This is a genomic window from Borrelia sp. A-FGy1, assembly GCF_014084025.1.
Lineage (GTDB): Bacteria > Spirochaetota > Spirochaetia > Borreliales > Borreliaceae > Borrelia.
In genome coordinates this window covers 1-17174 of record NZ_CP043690.1, presented here as the reverse complement: position 1 = coordinate 17174, position 17174 = coordinate 1, and the positions used below count along the sequence as shown (strand labels likewise).

Here is a 17174-nt window from a genome sequence, read left to right as displayed (position 1 = left end):
GGCTACTAAGTAAAAAAATATTCTACTTATTTAGTTAAGTATTGTCTAAAACTTTATTTTTGCTCTACAAGTTATTGTCTTAGATCTACTGGAAAAAGTCACTGGAAAAAGCCTCAGAGATACCATTAAAAAGTATATTTAAAATCAAACTAAATCTATTTATTTGCTAAATAAGTCTCCAACTAAACTTCATAGAAACTATATGTAAAAATTCTTTGTTATTTTTAGTTAAATTCACTCTTACATCATAAATTTCATATTTTACCTAAAATTTTTAACTTGTACAAAATCTAATCCTTTCAACTCAATAATCAATAGAATGCATTATAAAATTAGATTACAATTACATTTGTATAACTTCTACTTACCACTTCAATAAAAATGCAATATTATACTATTTTAAATAAGCTTTAAACCCTATTTGGCAACTGAAGTTAATAATTTAAGCTCCTCAAATTTTAAAGCATTAGATCAAAATTGTCCATGTTTAAGTTTATTTAATCTTATAGTAAAATAAACTAGTAATATCTAAAAGCTGAATATATATTTGGCCATACAGATTTCATGAATTAGGGATTATAACGTATTCCTTTCCTCCATGCTTGAGTAGCTATAATGATATAAAAAGAAGTTGAATATTTAAATTACCTCTATCTATTAGACACCTAAAAATCTAAAATCTCAATATAGTTAATAAGTATTTTTATTAAGAAGTTTCCTCTTTAATTAATTATTAATATTATATTTAAAACTAAAACTATATTTTTAAAACTATCTCTACATTTAAAACGAATTAATAAATATTAAAAGCCCATCCACTACTCAACTTAAATTCAAGTTTAATGCTTGAAAAGATATTATAAAATTTTCATCTCTATATCCTTAAAACACTCAAAGTCTGCCTGCAAACATTATTTATGTCCTTAATAACTGATTAAATTTTGCTATTTTTGACTAGTATTAAGAATACAAATATGAATGAGTTCATGAATGACTTCTATTTTTAATAGATAATATGCAAAGGTTTTATAAATTAGATTGTACGAAATAATACTTCCATTAAATTAAAACACTTATCTCCCCTCCCCCTTGATATTTTGTTAAATAGAGGATAAAAATTAATATTTTTGTTCTCAACAGATTAATTAAATTTAAATAATAAATTAGATTTGCCTTTAATGTAATCTCACAAGGATTTATAGAGTGAAATTTTGATGATTGATATCTTATACTACCACTCTACCACTACCCTCACATAAAAAGATCACGATTATCAATCTTAAATACCTTTAACCTTTAACTACTTGATAAGCCCTTGATCTTAATTGAAGGTACTATCAAATTTATATAGATTTTCTATAGATTCATTTCACTTCCTAGTAAATGATTTACTAACTCACATAAAAATATCACAAAAGTATGCATATGATTCCTTAAGTATTTAGCTATTTCTTTAATAGCTTTATAGATATAAAAATCAAGGGAGCTAAGGATTTCTTATTCAAAGAAAGAAAAAAACTTTAGCTAAAAGATTCTTATATTTTTATGTGTCTCAAAATTCTTCTTTTTGTAATCTTCACTATTACCCCCCCCCTTTAATTCAATACAAATTATGATTTCTCTAAATATCTTATCTTGTGTTTAGCATGTAGATTTTATTCAACCCAAAATTGATTCTGTCTCACATGTTGAAAATCCTAAAGCTCATATGTTATATAAATTGCTTGTTACATTTATTTAGCAATTTAAATATATCTTAAAATAAACATAAATAAATATCAAATTTATCAATTAAAAACTATTCTTTTTTAATCATAAGTAATTTTAGTATCTATAATATAATTTATCCTACTAAGCTTAAAACTTTATGCATTTAATTTCTAGTTTTAAATTATTTTAAGTCTAAGTATAAAATTCTCATTTACAATAATGCCATTAATATAAAATCCAGAAAACTAATTCTGAAATTAATATCATTAAAATTAAGATCAAGAACAAAAAATCAAATTCTTCACAACGCACAAAAACAATATACAAAATGAATATAAATATTTTGACATTATTTGCAATAGACACCTAATCTATTGATTTGTTTATTAAACCTTCTAATCAAAAATCTTTTAGTAACACAAATTTTTGATTTAATCAAATTAAATTTTCACTTCTAAAAAGCAAATTTTTTACTTTACTAAATCTAAAATTGATTTTCACATGTAATAAAAATATTGCATCATTACTAAAACATCCATTATACTATTCAATTACACAATAAAATACAATAAGTACAAATAAAATCTCATTAACATCATAAAGACAATGTTATCTTAAAAATCATTAATCTGAGATCTATTGTCCTGATAAACCTCTATAATCCCAACCTATAATACCAACTAGTTATTCATTTTTATAAAATAAAAATTTTATTATAATACTCTATCTTTTCTATATCTCTGTTCCAATATACAAATACCTAAAAGAAAAGTTTTTGTATAAACAGACTTATACACTTTTAATAAGTAATAAAAATTTTCATATATTAAGATTTTATTCCTGTTTATTAAAATGTCAATACCATCTTTCCACAAATATTCAATAAAATCACTATAAATACTATCCTGCAGCTTTTGCAAAGTCTAAATATTAAGCTCCCAATAGAAAGTTAATCATTAGCACCTAAATTGTCATCTAAAGACTTAGTTGTATGTTTCTTAAATACATACAATATAATTAACCCAATCAAACCCATAGCTTATCAAAACTTAAGAAAAGCTCATATAAACTTTAACTATAAGTTAAGTAAGCCAAAAGTAAAATTTGCGCTTTTTAAACTAATATAAGAATATAAAAAGCACCATTGACTGCAACTTCTAAAAATATAAATGTCCTCCTAAAAACTCAAAAGAATTTATCTTAACGCTAGAATCTAAAATATTTGAAATATATTGTTTTTTTAAAAAAATTAAATTTAATCATGTTAAAGGTGTATCATTTTTATTAAATCAAATTTATTTTAGGCAACTCTTATTTTTACCTTATATGCCTCTCTTCCTTGACTTAACAAGAAAGAGCTCATGAGTAGAAATATCTATTCATGAACTCTTATGAGAAGAATGTAGAATAAAACATAACAAGCCAATAAACATAATTGCTTACTGCTTATTTTATTTAAATACTTTTAGGGTCGCATTGAATTTCTTTTTATTAGTTATTACAATTAACATTACTACCAAAAGAATATCATAGCTAAACTTAATTAACAACACAAAAATAAATATAATAAACACCCATATGCAAAATTAAAATAAACTCAACAAATTTTATAATACATAACCAAAGCAAACCTTATAGTCATTATGCATATAAAAAGAATAGAATTATCAACCCCTTTTACTACTTAAAAAACACTCCTTATTTTAAAAACTTGAAATATTTTATCCCCTTACCTAAGTAAGTATAGCACAATATCTAAAATATTAAAGTTTTAAAGTAATAATTTAATTCTTATAAGTTGGTTAACACACTATTTTAAAACCATTTGCCTAAATATTACCAAAGTTATTAGTATTTAATTTACTTTACTCTTCTTGTGATTATTTAGTTACTATCTATACCAGTTATCAATGTTATAATAACTACTTGTTTGACCTTTAAAATCATCTAAAGTTATTACTGTAGTCTTCTAAATACCTTTTTATTATCTTAAAACCATCTTTCTAATAATATCAGCATATTTTTCAGTATAACTTTCTATTGGTAATATATGTAATAAAATCATTCCTAACTTTCTCTTTCTGTATAACCTATAAAAGATTATTAATTTTAAATTAATCTCTAAACCTTATTTAATAAAATTAAAACTCACCTTTTAGATATCATTTTAATCTATCTCTTAAGATATTCTATTTATTGCCTTGCTTAAATCTGAATTTCAGCTCTCATCATTAAATAAACTTTCACTTTTATTTTCACTACTATTAATTCCTTTCTTAGTAAATTCTTTATTTATATTGCTTATAGCTCAATAATAATAAAACACTAAAATGTACTTCATTCTTCTAATCATTAACATTCAGTATTTAAAAATTTAAATAAAAAATATGACTAAATAAATGTATTTTAATATCAAATAAAGATAAATTTATAAAAAAGAATCATTTTACAGAATATTCTCTATTAATTTAAATAAAACTGTTACAAGCTATAATAGACTCTTGACAAAAAATTATTAATAAATTAAATAATAACAAATAATAAAGGAATTCCTTTAATAACTCCAGACATTGCTCTCCTTTTCTATAAACTTATTCAAATCTTAGCTATCTTATTAAATTCAACTAAAAATCATATTTTTTTAAGAAATTGGAAATTTCAGCTACATATTCTGTATCATCATGAGCTATTAAAATAATCTTAATCTTATCTTTTTGTTTAAGTTTATCAACAAACTCACCTTTAAGATAAACAATAAAAGTATTATCTACCTCTATTGGAAAGCTAATCCCTAAAAGGTTTTTATTATGCTCAACAGAGCCTATATGAAAATCCTTAATAAGTCCAAGCTGCACACTAGGTTCTGTTATATCAAAAATTGACATATCTGCCTCTAACCCATCAAAAATAACATTTTTAAAGTTAAGCATTCTCTTCTCTCCAGATATTTTAAACTCAAAATGATAAGAAGGATAAGACTTATTTATATTATTTTTATAATTATATTCTAAATCTGAAATCTTATCTTTACCCTCTTTATTAAAAAAATGCTTTTTAAAAGAAACACTTCTTATGCTATTGCCATAGTTAAACCTTTCTTCATATGTTTTATAACAAAAATAACTATTACAAGATTCAAAAACACCTGCGGATACCGAAGATTTATTTGAAACATAAAGCAATAACATACTAAAAATTATTAAAATAAATCTCATAAAAATACCTCACTAACCAACATTAGTAGAAAATCGATTAATATTTACAAGTTCAACAGATTCGATAAAACTAATCAAATTTCTTGTACTAACCTTAAAATCATAATTTTTTTCAAGACCACTTTCTTTATTAACAGTAACAAAGAAAAAATACAAATCTTTTTCACCAGTATTATTTGCTAATTCTTTCCAAGTCCCCACACAATTAGCAAAATCAATATCAACGCTTGCTCCCCATAGTTTATCAAGTTTATACACTGTCTTGTCATTGTCAGATAAAATACAAATACTGCTTCCAGCCAAATTTATATCCCTTACCAAAAGGCCATTTTCGCCTTCAAACTGTGTTTCTATCTTAGCATGTCCACTATAAAGGTCATATTTCAATGAAAAAGAATTATAGCCGTTAATTAAATTTAAATTAATTGATCCATAACTACTATTGCTATAATATTCAAATACAACTCTATCTGATTCTTTATATGAATTTTTGCAAGATATAAATAAGCTTAACACAAATAACAAGATCAAAAAAATATTTTCTACTCTCATAAATTAAGTACCTCCTAGTATGTCAATACTTTTTAACTTTAATATTATTTTGAATAACACTATCAATTTTTCGCATAGCAAGCTCTACTGATGCTCTAATTGACATATGTATTACTTGCATCAAAGCCTTATCTGCAGATAAAGTTGACTTTAAAATCTCAAGTATCTCGCTTAAAATCTTAGCTTTTTCCAAATCTTCTGTTTCTCTAATTTCTTCCTCAACTTCCTCTATAAGCTCAAATTCATTATAAGTATGACTTAATCCTTGTCTAATTCTTCTTTCAATATCATCCATAGTATGAAAATTCATCTTAATCCAATAAAATAAGTCTAATATGTTATCTGTAATTTGAATTATAAACAAATAATCAATTTCTTGAGCCAATTTATCTCTTAAAAATAAAAGATATTTATTTAGCCTAGAAGTAATAGCGACAACAATCTCAACCTTCTCCTTTATTCTATCAGCTTCATATTTAACATCATTTAAAGAATGAGTATCATAAATCTTATCTAATTTGGTAACAATAGTCGATACAATACCCAAAGCTACTTGTTCTAACTTCTTAGCTATATTAACAGCATCTCTAATACTTAAATAAGTAGAACTTTCTTCTTTATCTATCATACACATCTTTTATAGAATTTAATAAAATAAATCTTTACTTTACAATAATAAACTATTATATAATTTAAGTTTTTAACCAAACAAACATTATACACTTATTATATTATCTATCCCTGAAAATTACTAGACCAAAATACTTTAAACTCTTTAATTAAGCTTTATTCTAAAATATTAGATCTAATATATCATTAAATATCTTATCCTAGAAGTAAAATCTAAAACTTTACGGCACAAAAAGATAAAAACAAAACATTAACTACTTTAAAATCTACTCTTAAATCACAAACTACTTATACCTTTTACTTAAATTTTGCTTAAACTATTATTTTATTATTTTATTATTTAATTAGTTTAAAAGACTATCTCTCAAAATTACAAAAGGACTATCAGGCTTATCAGAAAACACTTCTATAAAATCTTGAAAAAGATCATCATTTGTTCTTTCTTTTTTATCTTCATTCTTCTTGCCATTCGCAGCATAATAAAGAGCATTATCAAAAACCTGCACTAATTCTTCAAAAAAGAACTTTATGACACTACTTCCAACATTTAAATCCAACTCCGACCCAGGACCAGTAATAAATTTAACTAAAGCCTCTACTTGAGTATCCGTTTTAATATCAATAACAGATTTGATCCCAGATTTAACAATATTTTCATCATCCTGACCTTTTTCAATTATTTCTTTCATTTCTGTGGAATTAGGGGCACTGCTTTTAATCAAGCTAAATACTTTATCTATAGAAGACTCTATTTGGTTCCTTTTGGAATAATCAGAATCATTTTCTTTTAGCCATCTAAATAATTCTTCATATCTAGATTTAACTGAACTATTTCCATTCCCATAAAGAACGTTACTAGAATTTCCTAACATTTCCTTTAAAGAACTAATTTTTTTCTCTTTATTATTAATATCATTTAAATTCATGAAAGTACTTCTTTGCCCGTCTGTCAGTAAACTAGCTACATTATCAATATCCTTAATGCCCCCACATAATTTACAACTAAATATGAAAACAATTAAAAATATAAATAAAACAATAACATATTTCATTTTCCTCTCCTTCAAACATTTACTTTATTTAGTAATAACCTTAATTATATAGCAATACTTATACATATAATACTTATAAATAAAATTAAATTTAACCTCAAATAATTGTAGCAAGAAGTAGTATTAAACTCTTATAATGAATTTAATACTATTTTTTGCTACTATATATTTTATTTAAATCTTTATTTCTTCTTATATTTTATATTTAACTTTTATTTTAATTTTTAATTTCTTGCTAAATTAGGAACATAATTTACTAATTTCTTTGAATATACCTTAATTATTTAAAATAATAAAATCAAAAAAGTTTGATTCTTATCTTTGCCATCAACAACAACATTAAAGATTTAATTAAATTTTCCTATTTGATCATCAATCTTAATTGCAATAGTAAAAGCAATTCTAACTTTAGAAATAGTACCTACTATCATTCAGAATATCCCCACACCACCACCAATAAAACTCTTAATGATCTGACTTCTAGGCAAATTCTTTACTAAACAAACCGTCTTTTTCATAAAGTTTTATTAAATCCTTTACTTTAAAATAATTAGAATTATTATTTCTTAGCGCCGGCCAAAGAATTTTTTCTCTATATTTTCCAGTTGAATACCCTCCCTGTCCTCCTTAAATTAACTTTAATAATATATTTAAAACATTTCCAAATCCTGAAGCTTTTATTTTCTTTTTTAATTTAAAATTATAAATGATACCCCTCTTGCTCATAAATATATTCCACCTGAATAATCATTTCTTATTAAATATCTGAAATATTCTCTTCAGCTATCTTGATTATTTTAGCTTTATATAAAGGATTATCTAAATGACCATACTAGATTTAATTTATATGATTACTTCCTTATAAATTAAAGGTTCTTATTTATTAAGACTAAAAAGTACTCATTAACAAAAACAACATACTTATGTATTTTATATTTTTCTTCTTCATAAATTCACAGGCAACAAAGACATGGCAAAAATAATAAACTAAAATACTTGAATTCCTTTGTCTTTAAATATAAAGCAACTATAAAATTAAAAGATAAATTTCTAGCCAACAAACCTTATAATATCTATCATTAATATGATATAAATTAAAATATTTATGTTTGTATTAATTTAAAAAGAGAGCTGATACAATCTTCTTACTACTCTTAAAATTTACTTAATTGATAATTCTTTTTTTGAAAAATTTCTTACATATTTTCCAATACCCTTATTTAGCATCGACAATTTTCACTAATTCTGATATTTTATTCTTGTTATTAGTCTCATTGCGCATTGCAATTACTTTAAGTTCGACTTTAACATTAGTTACCAAAGTACTTTTAGATTGCATACATTTTACTAATAGAACATTATTTTAAATAAAATTACTAGTTTATTTATTTTTACAAAGTTCAAACACATCTATTCTGTTCAAATACCTAGAATAAAATTCTAGTCAAGATCAATGTAATAAGCAATACTAAATATTTTGTAGAATAAGTGAGTGAATTTGGAACATTTAAATCATTCTTATTATCACCTCATTAAACTACCTAATTTTTCGTTTAAATCTTTTTATTAAATCAATACCAATGACTTAGTTTTGTATAAACTTTACCTCTAATTTTTAAGTTGGAAATAGTAAAATAGTATTTACTTGTTTAAAAAGAATTTGTCTTTCCCGAATTCTTCTATCCTAAATCAGATCTTTTTATTTATAAGAACTATTCTATAATTAACTATTGTTTTTTTAATATAGTCTAGTCATAGCCTATTTTTTCGATTCTATTATTTAATTTAACATTTTTGTTTTGGAGTTTTTATTCAACAATCTAAAAAATAATTCTTATTTTTAATAAAATTATAAATTTATCTTGCCTAATAATGAAAAACTTTCTATATAAATCATACCTGGCTTCACAAGATTCATTGATTATGTTAAATTTATCTAAATTTTCTTAAGACTGCATTAATATTTTGTAGAATGATTCTCATTAGTCTTAATTGCTAATAATCAAGCCTTAGGCCCTCTACTAATTCATACTTTATTGTAATAAATTTAGTTATAGAAACATCAATTTCAGAGATTTAACACTTCAAGCCCCTATGTTTCCGATCATTAACTTTATCTAGATAAGCTCCTCTATTGCTATTTGTAGTGATATTACCGTTATAACACAAAAACATATAACAATAAAGTACAAATAAAGCAAAACATGTTTTTCTCTTTTTCTATAAAAATAAGATTTAATTTATTAATTTAATAGTATAAATTTCCAGACTTAACAATATCATGATCTAATCTTGGAATACATCCTATATTAATCCAAACTTCATTAATGTATTTGATAACTGGTCTTTCTATTTTATTTTCGAATGGGTTAAATTTATTCGCTTCTACCGCAAATTTTTTCTCTAGATCAACTAGTACATCTAAATATTTTTCTAATCTCAAATTTATGTTTTATAAGTTTCTTTATTTTTCTCTTCTATTATCCTTGGAAAACCATTATGGTACTCTATTTTTCTAAAAGCTCTACTTTACTCATATTTGATGATATTAATTGATTTAATGGCTTCTCTGGGCTAGAAGAAATCTCTTATTTTGTTGACATCTCTTAATTTTAAGTCTAATGCTCATCAAATAATATTGGAATTGGCTATAAGACAAAAGTTACAATTAAAATTAAAATACAACATGATGTTCTTTAATTTTAATTGTAGCTTTTTATTTCTTTATTATCATTCAATAATAATTAATATTATCACTTAACTTATAATAAGTTTCTAATATAACTAAAAATTATTATCATAAAAAGTACACAAATATTAAAAATTGTTTAAAGGGCTAAATAAAGCTAAAAATAACAGAAGATATTTACTTATATTCTTTCTATTACTTCTAAGACTTTAATTTTAGTTATTAATTAAATAAATTCTCAATACTATCTAACTTTATTTTAATTTAATAATTATTTTTCACACAATATTCATTTATGTCAGATGTAGTAATATTAATAACTATGTCAACAATGTTTTCAAATCATGTCTTAAAATCTGAAAAATTACTTATCTTCGATCATTCCAATTCTGTATACTTTTTAAGATCATCCATTAATTTCTTTCTATTATCAATAAATGCATGACAATGCTGAATAAAACTTAGAAATTCTCTATTCTTTGCGCCCCCTAAGTTTTCCAAGATTTGACTTTTTTAATTACTTATCCAACAAATTATTAGTAATCCCTTAAAGGAAAAATAGAAAAATGAATCTGTCATAACCATTTTTATTTCTTCTACCTTAGAAATACTCCAAGTTAAAATGCTTTAATTGAATTGTCTAATTCTTTATTTAATTCTCTATTACAACATGAAATATATTTAATTGTAGATAAATCTGCGATTCTACAGTACTTATTTCTTTAGGAATTTCTACTTTATAGCTAATAAAAACCTCAAATGATCCTTGAGTCAATAGGCTATCATATATACCCTTAGATTTGAATGATTCAAATGAAAACAATCGGGGTATTTATATTTTTTAGATAACACCTGTTCTTTCTAACATTATTTATGATATTTTTTTGGCTACTATTATTGTTATCTATATCTACTTGAATAAAAAATAATAAAACTATAACTAATAATATAACGATATAATGTTAGAAAAAATAAAATGTCAATTTTTTCACTTTATTCTCTTTTTTGTTTTATTAATATCTAATCATAATAATATATATTATATATATTAATATTAATTATAAAAAAATCTAGTATTTTAAAAAATTAATATTATATTTTTAATTTGATAATAGAAAATCCTAACAAAAAAGGCCATAAAAATGGCCCTTAAGTTTATCTTTTAATTCTAATAATTCTAAATTACTTAACTAAGTCTCCAATTTCTACTGCCTTTGCTTTAACTTCTTTATTATATTTAGACCAATAGTATCCTTTAGCAGAAGATGAACTAACATTAGGAGTTGTATCAGAAATCTTTTCTAATTCTGTCTTAAGATTTGAAGGATTACTTTTAGCTGTTTCTGCTGCTCCTATTTGAGCTCTAAGAGCAGTTATTAATGTCTTTCTTGCATCAATAAATTCCTTCACTTTAATTTTAGCACTTTCCATTTTAGCCTTGTCGTTCTCAATTTTACTCAAGCTGCCTGTATCTCCCAAATACACTTCTAATACATTTTTAGTATCTTTACCAATAGACTTTAGCAGCTTCAAAACACCATTTGCAAATTTTATTTCATCTGTCTTACCAGAACTAATATTTAAGGCTACGATTGAATCATGTAATTTCCCAATAGTATTATTATCATAACCTAACCCAGAATAAATCATTTCCAGATCTGAACTAGTAACATCAGTTACCTCTGCAGGAATAGTTATCGCTTTCTTTGATCCTGATGTTGTAGCTTCATATCCTGCTTTTGCATCATCAATCTCTTTTTTATATTTACTTATTTCATTTTTTAATTCAGCAAGAGTAGCCGCATTTTCTCTTTTTGTAAGTTCTTTTGTTACTCCTGCTTCTATTTTTTTCTTAAATTCCTCCGTTTCTTTTGCACCTGTAACTGTTTTCTCTTCCTCTTTTTCTGAAACAGCTGTCTCCTGTTTACAAGCTAGAAAAGCTATAGCTAATATTAAAAAAAACATAATATTAATTTTTTTCACTCTATTCTCCTTTTTTGTTTTATTAATATCATTAGATATTAATATCTATTTATAATAATATATATTAATAATAATTACTAATTATAAAAAAATCTAGTATTTTAAAAAATTAATATTATATTTTTTTAATATTATATTTTTTTAATTTGATAATATAAAATCCTAATAAAAGAAAACAATATAAGTGTTTTTTAACTTGAAATTTCAAAGATTTACTATTTCTATTATTTTTAACTAACTACACTCCTAATTCTTTATGCTCTTACCTTAAAGTTCTGTATTTAATCCTATTTAATCCAGTCGTATCTGTTTTTTTAACTTTTATATTTTTTCAAAAGCAGTAATCTTTTTAGTATTTCTATTCAACGTTATTTTTAATTGTGAAGCATTATTCTATTTATCTTCAACCACCTTATTTGAGCCTCAAGAGTTTTATTAAACCTTTTATTATTCTATAAATGATTTTAAATCAGAAATAACCTGATTTACCCTTTATATCATGTATTCTTAAATCAAAATATTTTATTCTGTTTGAAATTTGTCAATTTATAATTTAAAATTATACCCAAGTTATCTTCTTTTATGCGGTTTTCTAAAACTGCCTTGTTAATCTTTCCCAAAAACTTTAACAAGCCTAGTATGCTATAACAAACTTCTTTTTATTACGTATTTAAGGAGCAGAAGTGAACTTTAAGCAAATCATTTAAATTTTTAATAAAATTATAGTTATAATTTAAAATTACAAAAATTGTATAATTATCGATCATCTGAACAAAATTAAGGCTACTCTTACACCGGACATTAAAAGGGAAACAAATGTTCTCAATCCACTAAGTATTGTTATATAAATATTTCTTATCCTTAACAATTTCATATATATATTCCTCAAATAATTTCCCTTTCTATTTTGAATATTAAATTTAAAATCTAGTCTCATATGAATTAGATCCTTTTCTTGTTCATATATCTCTTAGATTATATTAACTAAACTTTTATTCTTCTGTCTTTATTTTGGTGTTTCTACTAATTTCACAGCTATTTTGTTTACCAACTTATCAAAATCTTATTATGTTCTTAATTTTAATTCTTCTAGTACTCCTCTTCTTTATTATAAAACAGAAAACCTATAGACTAATCACTATAAAATACAATATTAACTTTTCATTTTAACTGCCCTTATTTTGTCTTTATTATTTATGTATTAATATAATTTCTTTATAATGCTAATCTTTTATAAGGTTATGTTCTAATTTTAGTAAAAGTTTAGTACTTTTAAAAATCAAATTCTAAGCATTAGATATAAAGATTTCATTTTTTCTTAAATTTTAAGTTTATTATTTTCTATAAATAGCATAAATTTTATTCTATTACTCTCCCATTGTCTTAAAGTACTAGTTATACCTTTTGACTTTACGTTTAGATAAATAAAGTGTACCAAGATAAAAGGTATACTAAAAAAGAAAAGATAACTATATATTCAATTTAAAGTTAATCATCCCTAATTCTTAACAAAATTTATTTGTTCTTTTACTGATGTTTGAAAATCATACTTTGATAAAAAATTATCAACTCTTAAAGTATATTCTTTATTATTATTAGCAATTAAAGTAAATTTTAAAATCTTTTGTTTTAATAAAGCTTTAAATAAAGCATTATTAAATGTAATCTTGAAAACATTTACTACTCGTACTGAATATTGCATCATATCATTAGTCTTAACATCATAATTTCCAATTTGGAAATAAGCCAAATTCGGAGATTCAAACGCTGGTTCAAGCATATGATGTTGTTTATATAGACTAGCTTCTATTCCATTAAAAATGACATTTTTAAAATTCATTAAAAAACCATTATCAACTATAACAAACTCCATGTGATAAAGGGGATAAGAATCTATCAGATTTCGCTTACCTATTTCATCTAATTCCTTAAAAATTTTAGAGTCTACATTTACATCTAATTTCTTAAAAAGAATACTCTTAATATTTCCAGAATCAAATTCTTTAAAATAAGATTTTCTCACAATAACACTATTTATTGTACCATTTGAATAATATTCACCCTTTTTTGAGCTATATGAAAAACCCATGACAAGCAGTCCAATAAAGATTAAACAAAAAAAGATAAATATTATTAATAAAATATATTTAATAATTACTAATAAAATATATCTAATAACTCTCATTTGTTCTCCTTCAAACTTTTTTCCAAAATCAATTCAGGAATTCTAGGAATCCTTTAACAGTCTTACCATACTCCTCAATAAGGTCAAAAAATTTTCTACCTTTTTCCATACTTAAGTTAAAAGAAATATCCCTTATAACACCTGTATCTCTCACTATACACTTAACATAAAATTTAATCCCCTCATTCTTTGCAAACTCTGATAGCTTCAAATATTCATCCCGAGAGCCAATTTCAACAAAAAAACCCGTCTTTTTTATTGAGTCATCAAAACTCAAAATATACTGATCTTCTTCAAATTTTAGCCCTATATTTGATTTAAGCAAAATCTCAGGCTCAATAGCAAAACCATTAAGGAAAACACCTAAAAGATTAAGAGGATTCTTGTCTGTTATAATATTAAAATCTAAATAAAATTTATTATTGGGATCTTTATAATCATAGTAATCATAAACAATAGCAACAGAGCCTAAATGATTTATTAAAGAAATCTTAAACTTAATTGCATCTGTATTGCTTTGATTTATAATTTCAATTTCTTCTGAGGGAGTAATAGAATATTTAATATAATATTTAATATCATATCCATATACAATTAAAATAAGTAAGAAAAAGATTAATAAAATAATAAATAATATAGCCAAACTTAGGCTTAAAAATATATTTCTCATTTTCTAAATGTAATACAAAAAAATTTTTATACGATTGTTTCTCAACACAAAATTTATCCTTAATATTTAATTCCAATATTTTTTAACTAAATTTAATCTGAATAAAACACAGATTTTTATCAAGATATTAATCAGCTATATATAATCAAAATTATTTAAACTAGCTCCTTAAATAACACTAGATAAAGGTAAAAATATTTAAAAACCCCCAATTACTTTACACAATCTTTACACAAAGCTATCTATAATAAACAGGAGCAGAAAATACAAAAAGATAAAAGAAACTAAAAATTAAAAGTTATAACTATTTTATTCTCATTAAATGATTTAATATGGATTAAGGCTAAAACAGTAAGTATTAAAAGCCTAAAGTCAGTCTTGTACTATAACTTAAAGGAGAAAGGTTAAACAAAGGTTAAACATTGATATCAATAAATCTCGTTAAATTAAACCATAGCTTATCCCATATATAAAGTTGTGTTATTTGAAAAAACTAAAGGCAAGATAATTAGAACTTGAAGGTAAAAGATTAATGATAAAAATACATATTCTAAACTATAGTTCAATACAAAAATATCCATTGGCGTGATATAATATACCTGGAACAAGTAAAGGACAACATAAAACAATATCTATTTTCACTAAAATTAGGACTGTAAAAATTAAAATAAAAGTTATAGACAATAAAAGTAAAATAGGCATAAAAGTAATAATGGCAGTAGCTTCAAGAATACAGCACTTAATTGATTTTAGATATCTAGTTTAATTAATAAAACAAAAATTTTAAAAATCCAGAAATAAAAATACAATAATTAATTTCAGACTTGAAAAAAAAAGTTAAATAAAACATAACTAGTTACCTTTACTATATATCTAAAAAAAGAAAGAGAGGTTTATTATTTAAATTCTATATTATCTATTTATTCATTTTAATCTAATATATTTGGTTTTAAAATACATGTTTTACCATTTTTATATTACTAATTTTATTAATCCCTTGTATAATTATTAAGTTTATCAAAATAATTATTATTTATAAATATTTAAAATATATTTGCACTTTTTAAATAAAACTGGTATCATTAACAAAAATATATAAACTATTATATCCATATTGATATAATAAAAGGAGAATGTTTAATGAAAAAAATTATCTTAACAACTTTGTTAGCTTTATTTTCTTTGGTAGCTTGCAATCACGACTATACTAAAACAGAAAAAGCAACAACAGATGAAATTATAGCTTACCTTAATGACAAACATAAGCTTACTGAAGCCCAAAAAGAGTACGACAAAACTGAAATCGAAAAAGTACTTAATGATTTAGGCGATAAGAAAGATATCTTCTTAAAAGCTATGACTTTAAAGATTGCAGCAAAAGACGATACCAGCAAGAAAAAGTTTATAGAAGGCCTTAAATCATTAGAATTAACAGAATCTAGCTTCAATGAAACATTTGATAAAATTAAGGGAAAAATAAAAGAAAAAGTTTAAGGCATAAGCTATTGAAGCTTTTGTTTTAAGATGATAAAAACACCTTTGAAGATGTTTATTTTAAAATCTTATTTGTGGGTACCAGTGGTGTACCCTTTTTTAAAGCTATTAGCAAGCATAATTTTTTGACAATAAAATTATCTTTATTGTCTCCCTATAACTTATCTTAAATTAAAGTCTATACTTTCATTAAAAATAAAACCTTTATAAAGAATAACTTTTATAAAGACTCAATTTATTAAAAAAATAATTATAATTTATAAAAATATAAATAAACTATTAATTAATCATTTTATCAAACGAATTGTTAAAAGATTAATTATTGGATTTTTCTTTTATTGAACGGATTATCCTTTATCCTTACTTTTTATCGACCTTTAAGTTTGACTATCTAACTTTAACATCATTATTTCTTTGATTAAACTTAAAAATAAAAACTGAAATTAAAATAATAAATATCAGTCCTTTTCTTATAGATATAAGTCATAAAAAGAATTCTTTAAAAATCTCTTTGACTTAAAATTTAACATTTTTTATTATTATAAATAATTTTTGTTAAAAATATTTTTTAACTATAAATTTAAGTTATTATTCATAAATATATAAAAATATAAAAAAGACTTTAAGATTATTCTTTAAAGTCTCTGATATCTAGTAAACAATTCCTAAAACACTCAATTATTAATATATAAAAATCTTTTTAAAGCAGTAAACTCATTTACTTATTCTCATACATGTTTTTATTCATATAATCATATCCCAAAGGCTGCTCTAAGTTTATCCAAAATCCTATATAGCTTTTCTACAGCTTTAACTATCCTTAAATAAATATTGTCAAAATAATTAGAAATTTTAATATATAATACATCTATGGATTTACTTAATTTCATTTATATGCTAGCACTAGTAGTTAATATTTGAATCTGATTATTTAGTTCATAGCAATCCCTAAAAGATTTTTGTGATGCATAAGTGAACTGCTGTTTCTAATAAA

Annotated in this window: 11 protein-coding genes; 1 reads left to right on the top strand and 10 read right to left on the bottom strand. The window is 23.1% G+C overall.

Annotated features, from left to right (window positions below):
• Positions 1 to 1356 precede the first annotated feature (1356 nt).
• The 10 genes from F0310_RS05960 to F0310_RS05000 all read right to left on the bottom strand — a co-directional run bounded on the left by F0310_RS05960 (position 1357) and on the right by F0310_RS05000 (position 14686).
• Complete coding sequence (locus tag F0310_RS05960; protein WP_182117881.1) at positions 1357 to 1494, bottom strand: DUF787 family protein; 138 nt, start codon at positions 1492 to 1494, stop codon at positions 1357 to 1359.
• Positions 1495 to 2423: 929 nt separating this feature from the next.
• Positions 2424 to 2630 carry a hypothetical protein gene (locus F0310_RS05035; RefSeq protein ID WP_182117880.1) on the bottom strand — a complete coding sequence of 69 codons (207 nt, stop codon included), beginning with the start codon at positions 2628 to 2630 and terminating at the stop codon, positions 2424 to 2426.
• A gap of 1704 nt (positions 2631 to 4334) precedes the next feature.
• Positions 4335 to 4925 carry a hypothetical protein gene (locus tag F0310_RS05030; RefSeq protein WP_182117879.1) on the bottom strand — a complete coding sequence of 197 codons (591 nt, stop codon included), beginning with the start codon at positions 4923 to 4925 and terminating at the stop codon, positions 4335 to 4337.
• A gap of 12 nt (positions 4926 to 4937) precedes the next feature.
• The gene (locus F0310_RS05025) at positions 4938 to 5477 is read right to left on the bottom strand and encodes a hypothetical protein (protein WP_182117878.1); all 540 of its coding nucleotides are present in this window, start codon (positions 5475 to 5477) and stop codon (positions 4938 to 4940) included.
• A 22-nt stretch (positions 5478 to 5499) separates the two neighbouring features.
• The gene (locus F0310_RS05020) at positions 5500 to 6105 is read right to left on the bottom strand and encodes a hypothetical protein (RefSeq protein ID WP_182117877.1); all 606 of its coding nucleotides are present in this window, start codon (positions 6103 to 6105) and stop codon (positions 5500 to 5502) included.
• Positions 6106 to 6451: 346 nt separating this feature from the next.
• Positions 6452 to 7159 carry a hypothetical protein gene (locus tag F0310_RS05015; RefSeq protein WP_182117876.1) on the bottom strand — a complete coding sequence of 236 codons (708 nt, stop codon included), beginning with the start codon at positions 7157 to 7159 and terminating at the stop codon, positions 6452 to 6454.
• A 3067-nt stretch (positions 7160 to 10226) separates the two neighbouring features.
• Positions 10227 to 10349, bottom strand: a complete 123-nt coding sequence (locus F0310_RS05955) for a hypothetical protein (protein ID WP_476577996.1) — start codon at positions 10347 to 10349, stop codon at positions 10227 to 10229.
• Positions 10350 to 11030: 681 nt separating this feature from the next.
• Positions 11031 to 11831, bottom strand: coding sequence for a hypothetical protein (locus F0310_RS05010; RefSeq protein ID WP_182117875.1), 801 nt, complete (start codon positions 11829 to 11831; stop codon positions 11031 to 11033).
• 1498 nt (positions 11832 to 13329) lie between these two features.
• Positions 13330 to 14016 carry a hypothetical protein gene (locus F0310_RS05005; RefSeq protein ID WP_182117874.1) on the bottom strand — a complete coding sequence of 229 codons (687 nt, stop codon included), beginning with the start codon at positions 14014 to 14016 and terminating at the stop codon, positions 13330 to 13332.
• 28 nt (positions 14017 to 14044) lie between these two features.
• The gene (locus F0310_RS05000) at positions 14045 to 14686 is read right to left on the bottom strand and encodes a hypothetical protein (protein WP_182117873.1); all 642 of its coding nucleotides are present in this window, start codon (positions 14684 to 14686) and stop codon (positions 14045 to 14047) included.
• A 1140-nt stretch (positions 14687 to 15826) separates the two neighbouring features.
• Here F0310_RS05000 and F0310_RS04995 point away from each other — a divergent pair.
• The gene (locus F0310_RS04995) at positions 15827 to 16180 is read left to right on the top strand and encodes a hypothetical protein (protein ID WP_182117872.1); all 354 of its coding nucleotides are present in this window, start codon (positions 15827 to 15829) and stop codon (positions 16178 to 16180) included.
• Positions 16181 to 17174: the final 994 nt, after the last annotated feature.